At 57.3% G+C, this 14,046-nt stretch carries 18 protein-coding genes; all 18 read left to right on the top strand.

Going from position 1 to position 14,046, the window contains the following annotated elements; all coding sequences use genetic code 11:
* The first annotated feature begins 32 nt into the window (after window positions 1-32).
* The 18 genes from B9Z01_RS13730 (at window position 33) to B9Z01_RS13645 (ending at window position 14,037) form a co-directional block, all read left to right on the top strand.
* Window positions 33-704, top strand: coding sequence for a hypothetical protein (locus B9Z01_RS13730; protein WP_085483846.1), 672 nt, complete (start codon window positions 33-35; stop codon window positions 702-704).
* 63 nt (window positions 705-767) lie between these two features.
* Complete coding sequence (locus B9Z01_RS13725) at window positions 768-2,600, top strand: DNA polymerase (RefSeq protein WP_085483844.1); 1,833 nt, start codon at window positions 768-770, stop codon at window positions 2,598-2,600.
* Window positions 2,601-2,780: 180 nt separating this feature from the next.
* The gene (locus B9Z01_RS13720; RefSeq protein WP_085483842.1) at window positions 2,781-2,975 is read left to right on the top strand and encodes a hypothetical protein; all 195 of its coding nucleotides are present in this window, start codon (window positions 2,781-2,783) and stop codon (window positions 2,973-2,975) included.
* A gap of 237 nt (window positions 2,976-3,212) precedes the next feature.
* A complete protein-coding gene (gene lysC / locus B9Z01_RS34845) occupies window positions 3,213-3,548 on the top strand; it encodes an Rz1-like lysis system protein LysC (RefSeq protein ID WP_143808935.1) in 336 nt (111 codons plus the stop codon).
* A complete protein-coding gene (locus B9Z01_RS13710) occupies window positions 3,545-3,739 on the top strand; it encodes a hypothetical protein (protein ID WP_085483838.1) in 195 nt (64 codons plus the stop codon). The genes lysC and B9Z01_RS13710 overlap by 4 nt, the downstream gene beginning before the upstream one ends.
* Window positions 3,736-3,927 (top strand): hypothetical protein, encoded by a 192-nt coding sequence (locus B9Z01_RS35550; protein ID WP_085483836.1) that lies wholly within the window; start codon window positions 3,736-3,738, stop codon window positions 3,925-3,927. The genes B9Z01_RS13710 and B9Z01_RS35550 overlap by 4 nt, the downstream gene beginning before the upstream one ends.
* Window positions 3,924-4,511 carry a Gabija anti-defense Gad2 family protein gene (locus B9Z01_RS34840; protein WP_167387476.1) on the top strand — a complete coding sequence of 196 codons (588 nt, stop codon included), beginning with the start codon at window positions 3,924-3,926 and terminating at the stop codon, window positions 4,509-4,511. Before B9Z01_RS35550 ends, B9Z01_RS34840 begins: the two co-directional genes overlap by 4 nt.
* Window positions 4,508-4,780 carry a hypothetical protein gene (locus tag B9Z01_RS13695; RefSeq protein WP_085483832.1) on the top strand — a complete coding sequence of 91 codons (273 nt, stop codon included), beginning with the start codon at window positions 4,508-4,510 and terminating at the stop codon, window positions 4,778-4,780. Before B9Z01_RS34840 ends, B9Z01_RS13695 begins: the two co-directional genes overlap by 4 nt.
* The gene (locus tag B9Z01_RS13690) at window positions 4,777-5,577 is read left to right on the top strand and encodes a hypothetical protein (RefSeq protein WP_085483830.1); all 801 of its coding nucleotides are present in this window, start codon (window positions 4,777-4,779) and stop codon (window positions 5,575-5,577) included. The genes B9Z01_RS13695 and B9Z01_RS13690 overlap by 4 nt, the downstream gene beginning before the upstream one ends.
* Before the next feature lie 139 nt (window positions 5,578-5,716).
* Entirely contained in the window at window positions 5,717-6,133 is a 417-nt protein-coding gene (locus B9Z01_RS13685; protein ID WP_143808933.1) for a DUF3310 domain-containing protein, read from the top strand.
* A gap of 109 nt (window positions 6,134-6,242) precedes the next feature.
* A complete protein-coding gene (locus tag B9Z01_RS35860; RefSeq protein WP_085483826.1) occupies window positions 6,243-6,434 on the top strand; it encodes a hypothetical protein in 192 nt (63 codons plus the stop codon).
* Window positions 6,435-6,654: 220 nt separating this feature from the next.
* Window positions 6,655-8,217, top strand: a complete 1,563-nt coding sequence (locus B9Z01_RS13675) for a portal protein (protein ID WP_085483824.1) — start codon at window positions 6,655-6,657, stop codon at window positions 8,215-8,217.
* Between the two features lie 181 nt (window positions 8,218-8,398).
* Window positions 8,399-9,226 carry a capsid assembly protein gene (locus B9Z01_RS13670; RefSeq protein ID WP_085483822.1) on the top strand — a complete coding sequence of 276 codons (828 nt, stop codon included), beginning with the start codon at window positions 8,399-8,401 and terminating at the stop codon, window positions 9,224-9,226.
* A gap of 86 nt (window positions 9,227-9,312) precedes the next feature.
* Window positions 9,313-9,477 (top strand): hypothetical protein, encoded by a 165-nt coding sequence (locus tag B9Z01_RS35545; protein WP_167387475.1) that lies wholly within the window; start codon window positions 9,313-9,315, stop codon window positions 9,475-9,477.
* A 152-nt stretch (window positions 9,478-9,629) separates the two neighbouring features.
* Window positions 9,630-10,571: a major capsid protein gene (locus B9Z01_RS13660; RefSeq protein ID WP_085483818.1), complete on the top strand. Its 942-nt coding sequence runs from the start codon at window positions 9,630-9,632 to the stop codon at window positions 10,569-10,571.
* Between the two features lie 78 nt (window positions 10,572-10,649).
* Window positions 10,650-11,264 (top strand): hypothetical protein, encoded by a 615-nt coding sequence (locus tag B9Z01_RS13655; protein ID WP_085483816.1) that lies wholly within the window; start codon window positions 10,650-10,652, stop codon window positions 11,262-11,264.
* A complete protein-coding gene (locus tag B9Z01_RS13650; RefSeq protein WP_085483814.1) occupies window positions 11,264-13,576 on the top strand; it encodes a phage nozzle protein in 2,313 nt (770 codons plus the stop codon). The genes B9Z01_RS13655 and B9Z01_RS13650 overlap by 1 nt, the downstream gene beginning before the upstream one ends.
* Window positions 13,573-14,037 carry a hypothetical protein gene (locus B9Z01_RS13645; protein ID WP_085483812.1) on the top strand — a complete coding sequence of 155 codons (465 nt, stop codon included), beginning with the start codon at window positions 13,573-13,575 and terminating at the stop codon, window positions 14,035-14,037. Before B9Z01_RS13650 ends, B9Z01_RS13645 begins: the two co-directional genes overlap by 4 nt.
* Window positions 14,038-14,046 lie beyond the last annotated feature (9 nt).

Genomic DNA, 14,046 nt, shown 5'->3' with positions numbered 1-14,046 from the left:
CATTTGGATTGGCTACTCGATAGGGAGAGCGAATGACCAAGCACTATAGCGGCGTGAAGCTGCATGACAGTGGCATTACCCCTGTGAATCTGACACCAGAGACCATCAAGGCAGAGCCGATGTTATTTCGGGCTGAGCACGCGTTTGCGTTCAAGCACGGCGGCTGGCTGACGCGCCGGTTCCTGGATGAAGCTACTGGCATCTGGGGGAATCTCGATGGTTGCATCATTGACTCACGCCACCACATGCTGATGCCGGGAATGTACCCGTGCATCCCTGGCTGGCACACCGATGATGCGCCGCGTGATCCTAACCGCTGGGGTGGACAGCCTGACATCTTCGACCCTGAGTACGAGACTGAGCATCTGCTGTGTATCGTGGATGCGGGCACCGAGAGCCTGACTGAGTTCCTCATTGGGGACATTCTCTTCAACGAATACGCGTTCGTGAAAGCCCTGGAGAAGGGGCAGAACTTCTACAAGACCGCAGACCAACGCATCTGCGCGCATGAGAATGACACCATCCAGGTAGCCTCAGGCCAGCTCGCTGAGTTCAATGTCCACTCCTGGCACCGTGGCCAGCCCGCCAAGGCACGCGGCTTCCGCTGGTTCATCCGCATCACGCGGAACAGCCGTCACAAGGTAGAGAACGAGATTCGTTCGAACGCTCAGGTGTACATCACCGACTCATCGTATGGGTGGTAATCGGTGAGACTAGTTAGCGACATCGAATCCGATGGCCTGCTGGACTCAATCACGAAGATTCACATGATTGTCCACCGGGACATCGACAGCGGCAAGGTCCACATCTTCAGCTCTGTAGACCCCATCCATACCATCGAAGCTGGCCTTGCGATGGCTCAGGCAGCGGACCTCACGGTTTGGCATAACGGCATCTCTTACGACATCCCGGCTATCCAGAAGCTGTACCCGTGGTTCTCTCTCGCCCACAAGAAGGTCATCGACACGCTGGTGTATGCCCGCCTGGTCTACCCAGACCTGTGGGACATCGACACCAAGCTGTACGAGAAGGGCAAGCTCCCCGGCAACCTCCGCAAGCGCCAGTCACTGGAGGCGTGGGGTTACCGCCTGGGGGACTACAAGGGTGACTATGAAGGTGACCCGCTGATTGCTGATGAGAAGGAGCGCAAGGCTCGCAAGTGGGAACGCTGGAACCAGGCGATGCAGGACTACTGCGTTCAGGATACCGGAGTGACGTTCAAGCTCTTCCAGAAGCTGGAGAGCAAGGGCTACTCACGGGAAGCCATCGACATTGAGCATGGTGTTGCATGGGTCCTCTCGCGTCAGGAGCGCTACGGCTTCATGTTCGACAAGCCTGCCGCTGCGAAGCTGCTGGCTCTGCTGGTCAAGGAGAAGCTGCGGCAAGAGGAAGAGCTGGCCACGGTCTTCAGGCCGATGTGGATGCGCGATGGAGCCATCTTCACCCCGAAGCGGGATGACAAGAAGCGTGGCTACGTTGCAGGCGTTCAGTTCCAGAAGATCAAGCTGACCGAGTTCAATCCTGGCAGCCGTGACCACATCGCTCTGTGGCTCAAGCGGCTCTACGGTTGGAAGCCGGATGAGTACACCAACGATGGCAAGCCGAAGGTGGACGAAACGGTTCTCAACGGGCTCCAGTATCCAGAAGCTAAGGCACTCCAGAAGTACCTGATGGTGTGCAAGCGGCTGGGCCAGCTCGCTGAGGGTAAGGAAGCTTGGTTGAAGAACGAGAAGAACGGACGCATGCACGGCTCGGTCAACCCGAACGGTGCAGTCACCAGGCGTATGACCCACAGCCGGCCAAACATGGGCCAGGTCCCAGCGGGCTATTCGCCTTATGGGCATGAGTGCCGTGCGCTGTTCACCGTCCCCAAGGGCAAGGTTCTGGTTGGCGCTGATGCTGCTGCACTGGAGCTACGTGACCTAGCTGGGTACATGGCTGCGTATGACGGTGGTGAATACGTCAAGGTGGTTCTCGAAGGGGACAAGAGCAAGGGCACTGATATCCATTCGGTCAACGCCAGGGCTCTTGGACTGGACCCTAAGGGCGCCTACTTCGATGGCGAGAGTGGCCGTGACATTGCCAAGACGTGGTTCTACGCGTTCATCTACGGAGCTGGTGACGAGAAGCTTGGGTTCATCACCACACGGGTGAAGGGTCCTAAGGCTCGCTCTGCTGGCAAGAAGAGCCGTGCGGACTTCATGCGCAACCTCCCTGCACTGGGCAAGCTCGTGGAGCGTGTCAAGGCCGCAGTGAAGGAACGCGGGTTCCTCAAGGGACTCGATGGCTGCATCCTCCACATCCGCTCGCAACACTCCGCGCTGAATACCCTGCTGCAATCCGCTGGCGCAATCCAAATGAAAAAGGCCCTGTGCATCCTCGACGCTGACATTCAGGCGATGGGGCTCGTGCCAGGTATCAACTATGAGTTCGTCGCGAACGTGCATGACGAATGGCAAATTGAGGTAGATGAAGAACATGGCGAAGCCGTTGGTAAGTTGGCTGTCCAAGCTATCCGAAAAGCTGGCGAGTATTTCAAGTTCAAGTGCCCGCTCGATGGAGAGTACGGAATCGGCCGCAACTGGGCAGAGACTCATTGAGGTCCTGCACCGCGCACAGAATGGGGGCTTCAGTCTCCAGTGCGATTACGCGCGCGTGAATGCTGGGTACGTGAGCATGGCAGCATCAATGGGCCTCATCACGACCGAGCAGGAGCGCGGTAAGTTCGGGCGTAAGTGGTTCGCCACGCGCAAGGGCAAGGCGTTCCTGGAGGTCCACTGATGGCCACCGTGGCGCAGCTCAGGGAGTACCTTGCGGGCCTTCCTGATGATGCAGAGGTGTTCGTGCTGGAGGAAGAGCGCGGAAATTACTACACCACTACACGATTCGAGCCTCTCAACCTAGACCCTTACGAAGGTAACGTGGACTACAACACAAGCCTGGGGACCAACCACCTCTACTTGGGGGAGAACTGATGTTCGGACTAACGAGCAGTGTCATCAAGTGGGCCATCGGAATCGCGGTGGCCCTTTTCATTTGTGCCGCAGCTTTCTTTGCGGTCCACACATTCACATCGACGGTGAAGCAGAACGGGCAGCTCCAGGCCACGAACGTGACCCTGAAGGCTAACTCAGTGAAGGCTTCGAGTGCTACGGAAGTAGCCGTTCAGAAGCTCAGCCAGCTCGACACCATTACCCAGGAGAAGCAAGCAAGTGAGCAAGCAATCCACAAAGACAACGCAGCATTCAAGCATCAGCGTGAAGTCCTCGCAGCGAGCAGCCCTGTGGTCAAAGCGTGGGCTGATGAGCCTGTGCCTTCCGCTGTTGTTCTCAGCCTGTGTGAGCGAACCGCAGTCCGAAGCCCCGATTGTCACCGAGACCAAAACGGTAGCAATCCCCAAGTCGCTGACAGCGCGAACGCAAGCAGCGGTGTGCAGGCTGGCCACTAACGGAGACCTGGTGGACTGCATCAAGGCATACGACAACCAACTGAACTCGTGCAACGCTGACAAGGGCCGCATTGAGGACTTTCAAAAGGACCCGAAGTGAGCCAACTCAATCCGAAGATTCAGCAGCTATATCCCTGGCAGCGTGTCCTACTGCTGACCCTCGCGCTGCCATTCGTCATTGTCTACGCGTATGCGAAGCATCTGATTCAAGAGCTTCGCGAAGACTGGCCAGCTCTGAAGGCTGAGGTCAAGGAGGGCTACCACCTCTGCTGGACGGAGCCGCGCGGGTGACCCACGACCAGCTCATGGCGTTCCACACGGCTGAGCTGCTGGAAGCACATCGGCAGCTCACCATCGCTGGCATCGCCACGGAACTCAACGGAAACCCCCTGACCATCAGCCAGCGGTGTGCCCTGGCGCGCACTGCCCTGACCGCATGGGGCACCACACAATCAGTTATGAGGAAAGCACGTCAGTGAATCTCATCCAACAATTTGACGAAGCGCTTGCTCGGCTTCAGGCAGTAGGTGTGCAGGGCCTCATCGCGGGGGGCGCTGTACGGGACCATCTTCTGAATCGTCCGGTCAAGGACATTGATGTGTTCGTCCCGCACTCGGAAGGCATCCAGCGGAAGCTTCAGGAAGCCTTCGGTGTCCTGCATGTGAACCCGCTCATCTCCGCTGAGTACGCTGGAGCTGGTGGTGAGGTGGAGCATGTGTATGAAATCAACATCTCCAGTGACCCGTTCGACCCGGATGCTGGCCGCCCACCGCTTCAGGTCATCGTTCTGGCTTCCGGTCTGGACCCTGAAGAACGCGCTCGCCATCATGACTTTGGCATCTGCCAATGCTGGTATCGGGGCAACGGCCAGTTCGGTCAGACGTTGGCCTTCACGAACGACCTGATGCACAAGCGGTTCACCCTCAGCCACTGTGAAGACCAGCAGCAGTTCGACCGTTCGATGCGTCGCTGGGCTCGCTTCTCGGAACGGTTCGAAGGGTTCTATCTGTACGTGCCTGTGGAGTTCGCGGAGTACCGTGAGGACGCTGAGGTGTTCGCATGAGCAACATCACCACGGCAGAGGTCCTGAAGCTATTCGAAGATGAGAGCGAAGACCTGAAGGAAATCGTAGGCGGTGATTGGGAAATCGACTACAAGGATTACGCCAGCCGCTCTACCGTTCAGCAGCACGTCCCCACTGGCCGATACTTTTCGATTACCGAGAACCGCTCTGGTAGCTATTACACGGATTACTTCTACGGTGATTCTGACTGTACCGAAGTGGAGCCTGTGGAAGTCACAGTGACTCAGTATCGAGCGGTCAAAGGTTGAGGACCACGCTGCTGATTGACGCGGACATCGTGGCGTTCAAGGTGGCCTCCATCTCCCAGAAGACATTCAAGTTCGAAGGGGAAAACGGTGAGGTCATCGAAGCGCTAACGGTGGACGAATGGGATGAGGTCTATCCCCGCGTGGATGTCCTGCTGGCTGAGTACATGGAAACCACGAAGGCTGATGACCTCATCATCTGCCTGAGCTGCCCGACTGAGGAAGGCTGGCGTATCGGCATCTATCCTGAGTACAAGGCCAACCGCGACTACTCGAAGCGTCCGGTCCACCTGTCCGCAGTGAAGGACTACATGGCTGAGAAGTACCGCAGCTACCGCAAGCCCACGATGGAAGCAGACGACATCATGGGCATCCTCTCCACCCACCCAAAGCTGGTCCCCGGCAAGCGAATCATCGTGTCCGAAGACAAGGATATGCAGACCATCCCCGGATGGCTCTGGAATCCCGCTAAGGACACCAAGCCGCGCCTCATTGATGAACATCACGCCAACTACTTCCACCTCTACCAGGCCCTCATCGGTGACACCACTGATGGCTATAAGGGATGCCCTGGCATTGGTCCTAAGAAGGCTGAGCCGATTCTGGAGGCACACTGCCACGAGACAAAGCATGACAGCCGCTTTGACGTGGAGGGGGCATGGGAATCCATCGTGGCAACCTACGCGAAGAAGGGGCTGACTGAAGAGGACGCATTGCTTCAGGCACGCCTGGCTCGCATCTGCCGTGCCAGTGATTACGACTTCAAGAAACAGGAAGTGATTCTTTGGAAACCGCAGTAAAGAACAGCAAGACCTGTCTGGACTGCACCCACGGAAAGATTGACCTCAGCAATGGGTCCGTGCGGTGCATCCAGCAAGACCGTGAAGTTATCCAGTGGTTCACCACTCCCGAAAAATGCGCTGACTACAAGGACCAAGCTTGAGCCAAGAACGAGACTGCAACACCTGTGCGAACCATGTGCAGGGCCGAAGCTTGGATGACATCCCTTCGATTTGCTGGGTCTGTACCAGTTCGGAAACTCGTGGCGGTGAAGTGCTTCCGCAATGGAAGGCGATTGACGCCAGCTCACTGAGGGGCACCAACCCCACGGTGGCCATCACGGATGAGGTTACCGCCTTGGACCGTCAGGTTGGTGGGGCTCATTACAAGGGCCTGAAAATTCAGCCGATGGAATACTCGATTGCCAACGGGCTCAACGCATGTGCTCACACGGCCATCAAGTACATAACCCGTAAGAAGGGCGACAAGGCCAAGCGGCTCGAAGACCTGGACAAGGCCATCCATTCGATTGAGCTTTACAAGCAGTTCATCCTGGACGGAGTTCTGGAAGACTGAGCTGAACCGCTGGGAGCCGCTACCACAGGGCTTCTGGCGGATTAGCAGTGCTTAACCCTGACTCTCGCTCTACGCCAATTTTGCAATGTATTAGAGATACTGAGGCGTAATGTCCGATTCACTCTCATCCCGCATTGGCAGCCTCATCACGCTTGACCTCCTGAAGGCACTTGATGAGCTGTATCCCCTACGCCTCCCCGACCCGAAGGATTCCCCAGCGGAACTCTGGATTAAGGTTGGAGAGCGCCGCTTAGTCGAAGTCCTGCATGCGAAGTACGCAGAGGCTAACGACCCCTCCTGAGGTCCCTCCCCATGTGCATGTCAGCTCCTGACACTCCGAAGAAGCAGACGGTCGCACCAGCTCAAACCCCCAATCCGATGGCGAACCCTGACAACACCCCGAACAGTGCAACTGTAGGCGGTCAACGGGCAGCATCGGCTGGGCGTAATGCGCTGCGTATTGACCTGACCCAGCCAACCACCGCAGCCACAGCCGCGAATGGTCTCACGATTCCCCAAGGATGAGTGAAGCTGAAGGCAGTCTCCGGGGACGCTATGACAAGCTGAGCGGTGACCGGTACGCGTTCCTTGAACGTGGACGTGACTGTGCGAAGCTCACCATCCCCACCCTACTCCCTCCAGAAGGCTCAACGAGTGCAACGAAGTTCCGCACCCCGTACCAGTCCCTGGGCGCTCGTGGCGTCAACAACCTAGCAGCAAAGCTTCTGCTGGCCCTGCTTCCGCCTAACTCACCGTTCTTTCGCCTAGTGGTCGATGACGTGATGCTGGTGAAGCTGACAGGCCAGCAAGGGATGCGCGCACAGGTAGAGAACGCCCTGAGCAGCATGGAACGCTCAGTGATGAGCACCATCGAAACAAGCACTATCCGCACGTCAGCGTTCGAAGGTCTAAAGCTCCTGCTGGTGACCGGCAACGTTCTCTTCTTCCTGGCACCTGAGGGTGGCATGAAGGTGTTCAGGCTGGACCGCTATGTGGTCAAGCGGGACCCGATGGGGAACGTGCTGGAAATCATCACGAAGGAGAATGTCTCGCCTATGGAACTCCCGGCAAACATCCGGGATACGGTACTGGCGAACAAGACCAACGATGACAACAAGGACATCATTGAGGTCTATACCTGCATCAAGCGCACTCTCACGAACTGGGAAGTGTGCCAAGAGGCGAATGGTATCGACCTGCCTGATTCCCGTGGCTCGTACCCTCTGGGCAAGTCCCCCTGGATTCCTCTGCGGTTTATCGCAGTGGATGGGGAAGACTATGGCCGTGGCTTTGTCGAAGAGTATCTGGGTGACATTCAATCCCTGAACGCTCTCCGTAAGGCCATCGTACAGGGCTCCGCAGCGGCAGCCAAGGTTCTCTTCCTGGTCAAGCCGAACTCCACCACGAAGCTCCGAGTGCTCACCGAGAGTGAGTCAGGCGCTGTGAAGGAGGGCAATGCGGATGATGTCACAGTACTTCAGATGAACAAGCAGGCTGACTTCGCAGTAGCGAAGCAGACGTGCGACACCATCACACAAGAGCTTTCATTCGCGTTCTTGCTCAACACCGCAATCCAGCGGGACGGTGAGCGGGTTACTGCGGAAGAGATTCGCTACATGGCCAATGAGCTGGAGAGTTCTCTGGGCGGTGTCTACTCGACACTCAGCCAGGAGTTTCAGCTACCACTCGTACAACGGGTGATGTTCCAGATGGAGCGCCAAGGGAAACTCCCTGTGCTTCCTCAAGGGACCATTAAGCCAGCCATCACCACCGGCATTGAAGCCATTGGACGTGGTAACGACCTCACGAAGCTCCAGCAGTTCATGACCTCGCTTGAACAGCTTGGTCCTCAAGTAGCCCCCACATACGTCAACATGGGTGACCTCATCAAGCGTACCGGAGCATCGCTCGGTATCGACATGAACGGCCTCATCAAGACGGATGAACAGATTGCAGCAGCAGAGCAGCAGGCTCAGATGCAGAACATGCTTCAGACCCTCGGCCCTAACGCAGTGAATCAGATTGGTGGCTTGGCTAAACAACGTATGCAGGGCTCGCAGCAAGCAGCCCCACAAGGACAGTAATGGCAGACGCTATCCCAGCAGCTACCGGCGAAGCTCAAGCTCCGGTAGATGAAGCACCCGCAGCGGCGGCAGCCCCATCGAAGAAGGCTAAGGCCCCCGCAAAGACTCTGGCGGATGGCTTCCAGATTCCTGAAGGCGCTGTTCAGGTTGATTCGCACGAAGCATATCGGGTGGACTTCTGATGACCGAAAAGGCAAACGCGGCAGCCGACCAGGCCGCAGCTACTCCGCAGCCGGGAACTCCTGAACACGATGCAGCGATGGCTGCAAAGTTCGACGCAGCGAATACCGCAGCAGTTACGCCTGAGGCTCCAGCTCGCCCTGAGCATGTCCCGGAGAAGTTCTGGAATGCTGAGACTGGCGCTATCGACACGGCTGCGTGGGCTCAGTCCTACAAGGAACTGGAGCAGAAGCAATCGCAAGCCAAGCCGGTAGAGAACCAACCGGCAGCCGCAGCCGCAGCAGGAGCTGAAGGCGCAGCTACCGATGACGCGGCAAAGGCAGCACTGGAATCGAAGGGCCTCAAGCTGGACGAGTTCAGCACTGAGTTCCAGAAGTCTGGTGCGCTGTCTGAAGACTCGTACAAGAAGTTGGAGGATGCTGGCATCCCGAAGCCGATGGTCGATGCGTACATCGCTGGTCAGCAAGCTCTGGCAGCTCAGGTGCAGGCTCAAGGCTTTGAAGCCGCTGGGGGCAAGGAGCAGTTCGAACAGATGGTCAAGTGGGCAGCTACCGGCCTAACGCCTGGTGAGATTGCTGCCTATGACGCTGCTGTAACGAGCGGCACCGTGGACCAAATGAAGCTCGCTGTGACTGGCCTCCGTGCCCGCTACGAAGCTGCTAATGGCCGCGAGCCTGGTCTTCTGGGTGGCAAGCCTGGTAGCAGCAACGCACCTGGCTACGCATCCCGCGCTGAGATGACCACGGATATGAAGGACCCGCGCTATAGCAAGGACCCTGCATTCCGCGCCAAGGTTGAAGCCAAGCTTGCAGCCACCACGGCCTTCTGAGCATGGGCTTCCTCCACATGAAGGGCGCTACGGTCAACGCTAGTGGCATCCTCATCGCTACCGCTCGTCCCATTGGGACCAACAAGATGGACCTGACTGATGCCTCTCTGGATCACGGAACGTCCATCCTGTACGGTGGTGAAACCATCCCGATTCACGAAGCGATTCGCATGGGTCTCCTGTGGCGCGATGCCACGAACACGCTGGTAGAGCTGAATCAGGCTCAACCCGCCACCCGCACCAACGCTTAACCGCATCACCATCTCAAGCACACCTAGCAAGGAACACTTGGCCTCCCTGAGGGGAGACAACCATGCACACGTCCGAAGCTCTGCTGTAGCTCTGAAGTGAACCCTCCAAGGCCACCCTCTGGCCGCTATTCACTCATTCAAGGATTTACCAAATGGCAGACGCAACAGTCATCCGCCCTGGGCAGGTAAACGGCGCAGGCGCTACCGATGCTCTTTTCCTCAAGGTCTACGGTGGTGAAGTTCTGACCGCATTCGAGCAGAACAACATCGTGATGCCGCTCCATACGGTGCGTACCATCAGCTCGGGCAAGTCGGCTCAGTTCCCGGCAACGTGGCGCGTGAACGCTCGCTACCACACTCCGGGTACGGAAATCGTTGGTCAAGCTTCGAACGTGAACGAACGTGTCATCACGATTGACGACCTGCTGATTGCAGATGCGTTCATCGCGAACATTGACGAAGCGAAGAACCACTACGACTACCGTTCGATTTATTCGGCTGAAACTGGCCGTGCTCTCGCAGCGAACTGGGACAAGAACGTTCTCCAGGTGATGTGCCTTACGGCTCGCCTCTCGGCAACCGTTACGGGCGCTTACGGTGGTACGCAGCTCACCTCGGCTACCACGCTGTACAAGACGTCCGCTACGGACCTGGCTGCTGGTATCTACACGGCTGTCCAAACGTTCGATGAGAAGGACATCCCGGAAACGTCGCAGAAGAACGCGTTCGTTCGACCGGCTCAGTATTACCTCCTGGCTCAATCGACGGCCCTCCTGAACCGTGACTGGACCTCGGGCAATGGTGACTACAAGGATGGCAAGATTCTCCAGATTGGTGGGGCTTACATCCAGAAGACGAACCACCTCCCGAACAGCAACATCACCACAGGTCCGACCGCTTACCAAGGCGACTTCTCGAAGACTGCTGCTGTGGTCACCACGAAGGAATCGGTGGGCACGGTGAAGCTTCTGGACCTCGCTCAGGAGATGGCTTACGACATCCGCCGTCAAGGCACGCTGATTGTGAGCAAGTACGCAGTGGGCCACGGCTCGCTTCGTCCTGAATGCGCGGTTGAGCTTCTGACGACCACGTAACCCATGCAGTAACCCTAGGGGGATTCTCTTTAACCGGAGGGTCCCCCTTTTTTGTTTACCTCTCACAGGGCTTCCCCAATGGCTACAGCCTTCATGACCGAGTTGGAAGCAGTCAACATGTGCCTTGCGGCCATTGGCGAATCCCCGGTCAACACCCTCCAGAATTCCGGCCTTGCTGATGTGGCCAGCGCACGAGCCAAGCTGACTGAATTCAGCCGAACCGTTCAGTCCACCGGCTGGGCATTCAACACCGAACACGGGTTCCCACTCACGCGCGCTGCTGATGGAACCATCACGGCCCCGCTCAATGTCCTGAAGGTCTCAATCGACCGCCGCGTGTCAGCCGCTCAGGTGGCTCAGCGTGGCCAGAGGATTTACGACAAGAAGAATCACACCTACGTCTTCACGGAAGACCTGAAGGCTGACGTGGTGTTCTTCCTGGACTGGGACGAACTACCGCAGACAGCACGGCAGTACATCGCAGTGTGCGCAGCTCGGTCTTTCCAAGCCACGGCATTCACTTCAGACACCATCGACAAGCTCACGGAGAACGATGAGCTGAAAGCGCTGGTGGCCCTGAAGGATGCTGAAGGTGACAACGGGGAATACAACATGTTCTATGACAGCTACAGCGTGGCTGAGGCGTGGATTCGCCCTGACACCGCGCTTCTGTATAACGGCTCTTCGGCTTAATGCTGATTAACAAGAGCATCCCCAGCCTGTTCAATGGTGTCAGCCAGCAGCCCCCAACGCTTCGCCACGACACCCAGGCTGAACTCAGCGAGAACGCTTACCCCTCCATCGCAATCGGCCTCCGTAAGCGGCCTCCGCTGTCTTATCTCGCTTTGCTCTCCAGGGCCGTTATCAGCAATGCTGCGGTCCACATCATCAACCGTTCGGTCAATGAGCGGTACGTGGTGTTCGCCACGAGCGGTGGCATCCAGGTGTTCAGTCTACTTGACGGCACATCCCGCACTGTGGCATTCCCGAATGGGACTGGCTACCTGGCATCCGCAAGTCCCTCAACGGACTTCGGATTTGTCACTGTGGCTGACTACACGTTCATCCTAAACAGGTCCGTGACGGTCACGCAGGGCTCCGCTAGTGCCCTCAATCCAGCCAACGTGGCGTACTTCTCGGTCACCCTGGCTGAGCCGAACATGGCCTACAACATCACGATTGACGGCCAAACCGGAAGCTACTCCACTGGGGACACTGCGGATGATTCGCAGGTTATCGCGAGCAAGCTGGTCGATGCGCTGGCCCTGGCCATTCCAACCGGCTACACGTTTAGCGTTCTGCCCAGCACGTCCATCGTTAAGGTTGTGAAGAGCACCGGGAGTATCACCCAGTCAGCTTGTTCAGATGGCTATGCGAACACCGCAATGCTGGACATGACGAAGGCAGTTACCACTTTCTCCAAGCTCCCTCCGACATTCGAGCAGGGGTACACCCTGCACATCTCAGGTGACCCAACAGGGGGCACGAGCGACTACTACGTTCAGTGGGGCGGCTCTTCCTGGGTGGAGACCACTGCACCCGGCACGGTGAACACGCTGACTCCTGAAACCCTACCTTGGAAGCTGGTACGCCAAGCTGATGGGACGTTTCAGTTCTCACCAGTGGACTGGGCACCTCGCCGTGTGGGGGATGACAGCAGCAACCCAGCACCTTCGTTTGTGAACCGCACCATCGCTGACATCTTCTACTACCGTGGGAGGCTTGGATTCCTGGCGGATGAGAACGTGTGCATGTCCAGGTCTGGTGAGTATTACAACTTCTGGGCCAAGTCAGCCACAGCAGTGCTGGACACGGACCCCATTGACACCAACGTGGGTACGAACAAGGTGTCCATCCTCAAGTTCGCCGTTCCGTTTGACAAGAGCCTCCTGCTGTTCTCGGACCAGACCCAGTTCCAGCTCACGGGCGGTCAGGAGCTGATGAGCCCGAAGACGGTCAAGGCTGACGTGGCTACGGAGTTCGATAGCGGCACCGCAGCGCGCCCTGTTGGGATTGGACAAGCGGTGTATTTCGGTGTCACTGTAGGTCAGCATACGGGAATTCGAGAGTACTACGTAGATGCCACCACGCTGACTAACGATGCCACTGACGTAACGGCGCACGTCCCCACGTACCTCCCCGCAAACCTCTTCAGTCTGACCGCAAGCTCGTCTGAGGATGTCTTGTTCGCGCTGTGCAGGGATGAGCCTAACGTGGTCTACGTGTATAAGTTCTTCTGGTCAGGCAACACCAAGCAGCAGAGCGCATGGTTCAAGTTCGTGTTTGATTCTGGCACTACAGTACTGGGCGCTGAGTTCATCAACAACAAATGCTACTTCATCCTGAACAGGGCTGACGGAACGTATCTGGAAACGATGGACCTACAGCCTGACCTGTCCGATGCTGGGATTGGGTTCATTGTCCACCTGGATCATCGCGTGTACATCTCCGGGACTTACGATGCAACCAAGGGGGTGACCACGTTTGCGCTTCCCTATGCCCTGCAATCTACCGGCTACACGATGGTGGCTGGTCCTGCATTCACAGGCAAAGTAGGAAAGCGCATCCCATTCACCGTGACTGGGGCCTACTCCGTCACCGCGCAGGGGAATTGGTCCGCTGGTCCCGTGTTCTTCGGGCAGGACTACGTAGAGCGTTACGTGTTCTCCCAGCAATACGCCAAGGACCAGAACCAGGTGGCGATGACCAACGGTAAGCTAAAGCTGCGCCGCTTCTACATCGACTACACGGACAGCGGGTACTTCCGCGTGGAGGTTCAACCCAAGGCTCGCGATACGTACACCTACGTGTTCAGCGGCCACACCCTTGGGACTGGCTCATCCACGCTCGGAGTTCCATCAATCGAGTCAGGGACTTTCAAGTTCCCAGTGATGACCGCGAATGAGGGTGTCAGGATTGAAGTAATCAATGACACATACATGCCCTCCACACTCCAGTCCGCTGGGTGGGATGGGGAGTTCGTTACCTTCGGGAGGCGCATGTGATTATCCGCAAAGCAACTGAAGCGGATTGCCATGACCTCTTCCCACGCCTAAGAGTAAAGGACCGTGTGGAGATTGCGCTGTCCTCAGGTGACACTACGGTGGGCGTGATGCTGCGCTCACTGGAGGCTTCCGATGAAGCGTGGGTGGCGCTGAACGATCAAGGAGAACTCTTCGGTATCTATGGGGTGGCTGAGGTCCAAGGACTTGGTAGCCCCTGGATGGTGGCCACGCCTGAGGTCTACCGATACCAGAAGGAGCTTGTAAAGGATGGCCGTGAGTGGGTCAAGTCGATTCTCCCAAAGTACTCACGGCTGTTCAACTTCGTCCACGCGGAGAACACGCAGTCCATCGCGTGGCTCCGTAGGCTTGGATTCACGATTGGTGAGCTGGTCCCTGAATACGGCGCTGGGCGAGCCCCCTTCTACCTTTTCTATCAGGACCCCCAATGTGTGACGGAGTAAGTGAAGCAA

This window comes from Paraburkholderia susongensis (genome assembly GCF_900177725.1).
Lineage (GTDB): Bacteria > Pseudomonadota > Gammaproteobacteria > Burkholderiales > Burkholderiaceae > Paraburkholderia > Paraburkholderia susongensis.
This window is presented reverse-complemented; position numbering and strand designations above follow the sequence as displayed.

What these genes read in the sequence shown, in the direction of transcription:
- B9Z01_RS13730 (WP_085483846.1), top strand. Translation starts at nt 33, where the DNA reads ATGACCAAGCACTATAGCGGCGTGAAGCTGCATGACAGTGGCATTACC.
- B9Z01_RS13725 (WP_085483844.1), top strand. Translation starts at nt 768, where the DNA reads ATGATTGTCCACCGGGACATCGACAGCGGCAAGGTCCACATCTTCAGC.
- B9Z01_RS13720 (WP_085483842.1), top strand. Translation starts at nt 2,781, where the DNA reads ATGGCCACCGTGGCGCAGCTCAGGGAGTACCTTGCGGGCCTTCCTGAT.
- B9Z01_RS13695 (WP_085483832.1), top strand. Translation starts at nt 4,508, where the DNA reads ATGAGCAACATCACCACGGCAGAGGTCCTGAAGCTATTCGAAGATGAG.
- B9Z01_RS35860 (WP_085483826.1), top strand. Translation starts at nt 6,243, where the DNA reads ATGTCCGATTCACTCTCATCCCGCATTGGCAGCCTCATCACGCTTGAC.
- B9Z01_RS13675 (WP_085483824.1), top strand. Translation starts at nt 6,655, where the DNA reads ATGAGTGAAGCTGAAGGCAGTCTCCGGGGACGCTATGACAAGCTGAGC.
- B9Z01_RS13670 (WP_085483822.1), top strand. Translation starts at nt 8,399, where the DNA reads ATGACCGAAAAGGCAAACGCGGCAGCCGACCAGGCCGCAGCTACTCCG.
- B9Z01_RS35545 (WP_167387475.1), top strand. Translation starts at nt 9,313, where the DNA reads ATGGACCTGACTGATGCCTCTCTGGATCACGGAACGTCCATCCTGTAC.
- B9Z01_RS13660 (WP_085483818.1), top strand. Translation starts at nt 9,630, where the DNA reads ATGGCAGACGCAACAGTCATCCGCCCTGGGCAGGTAAACGGCGCAGGC.
- B9Z01_RS13655 (WP_085483816.1), top strand. Translation starts at nt 10,650, where the DNA reads ATGGCTACAGCCTTCATGACCGAGTTGGAAGCAGTCAACATGTGCCTT.
- B9Z01_RS13650 (WP_085483814.1), top strand. Translation starts at nt 11,264, where the DNA reads ATGCTGATTAACAAGAGCATCCCCAGCCTGTTCAATGGTGTCAGCCAG.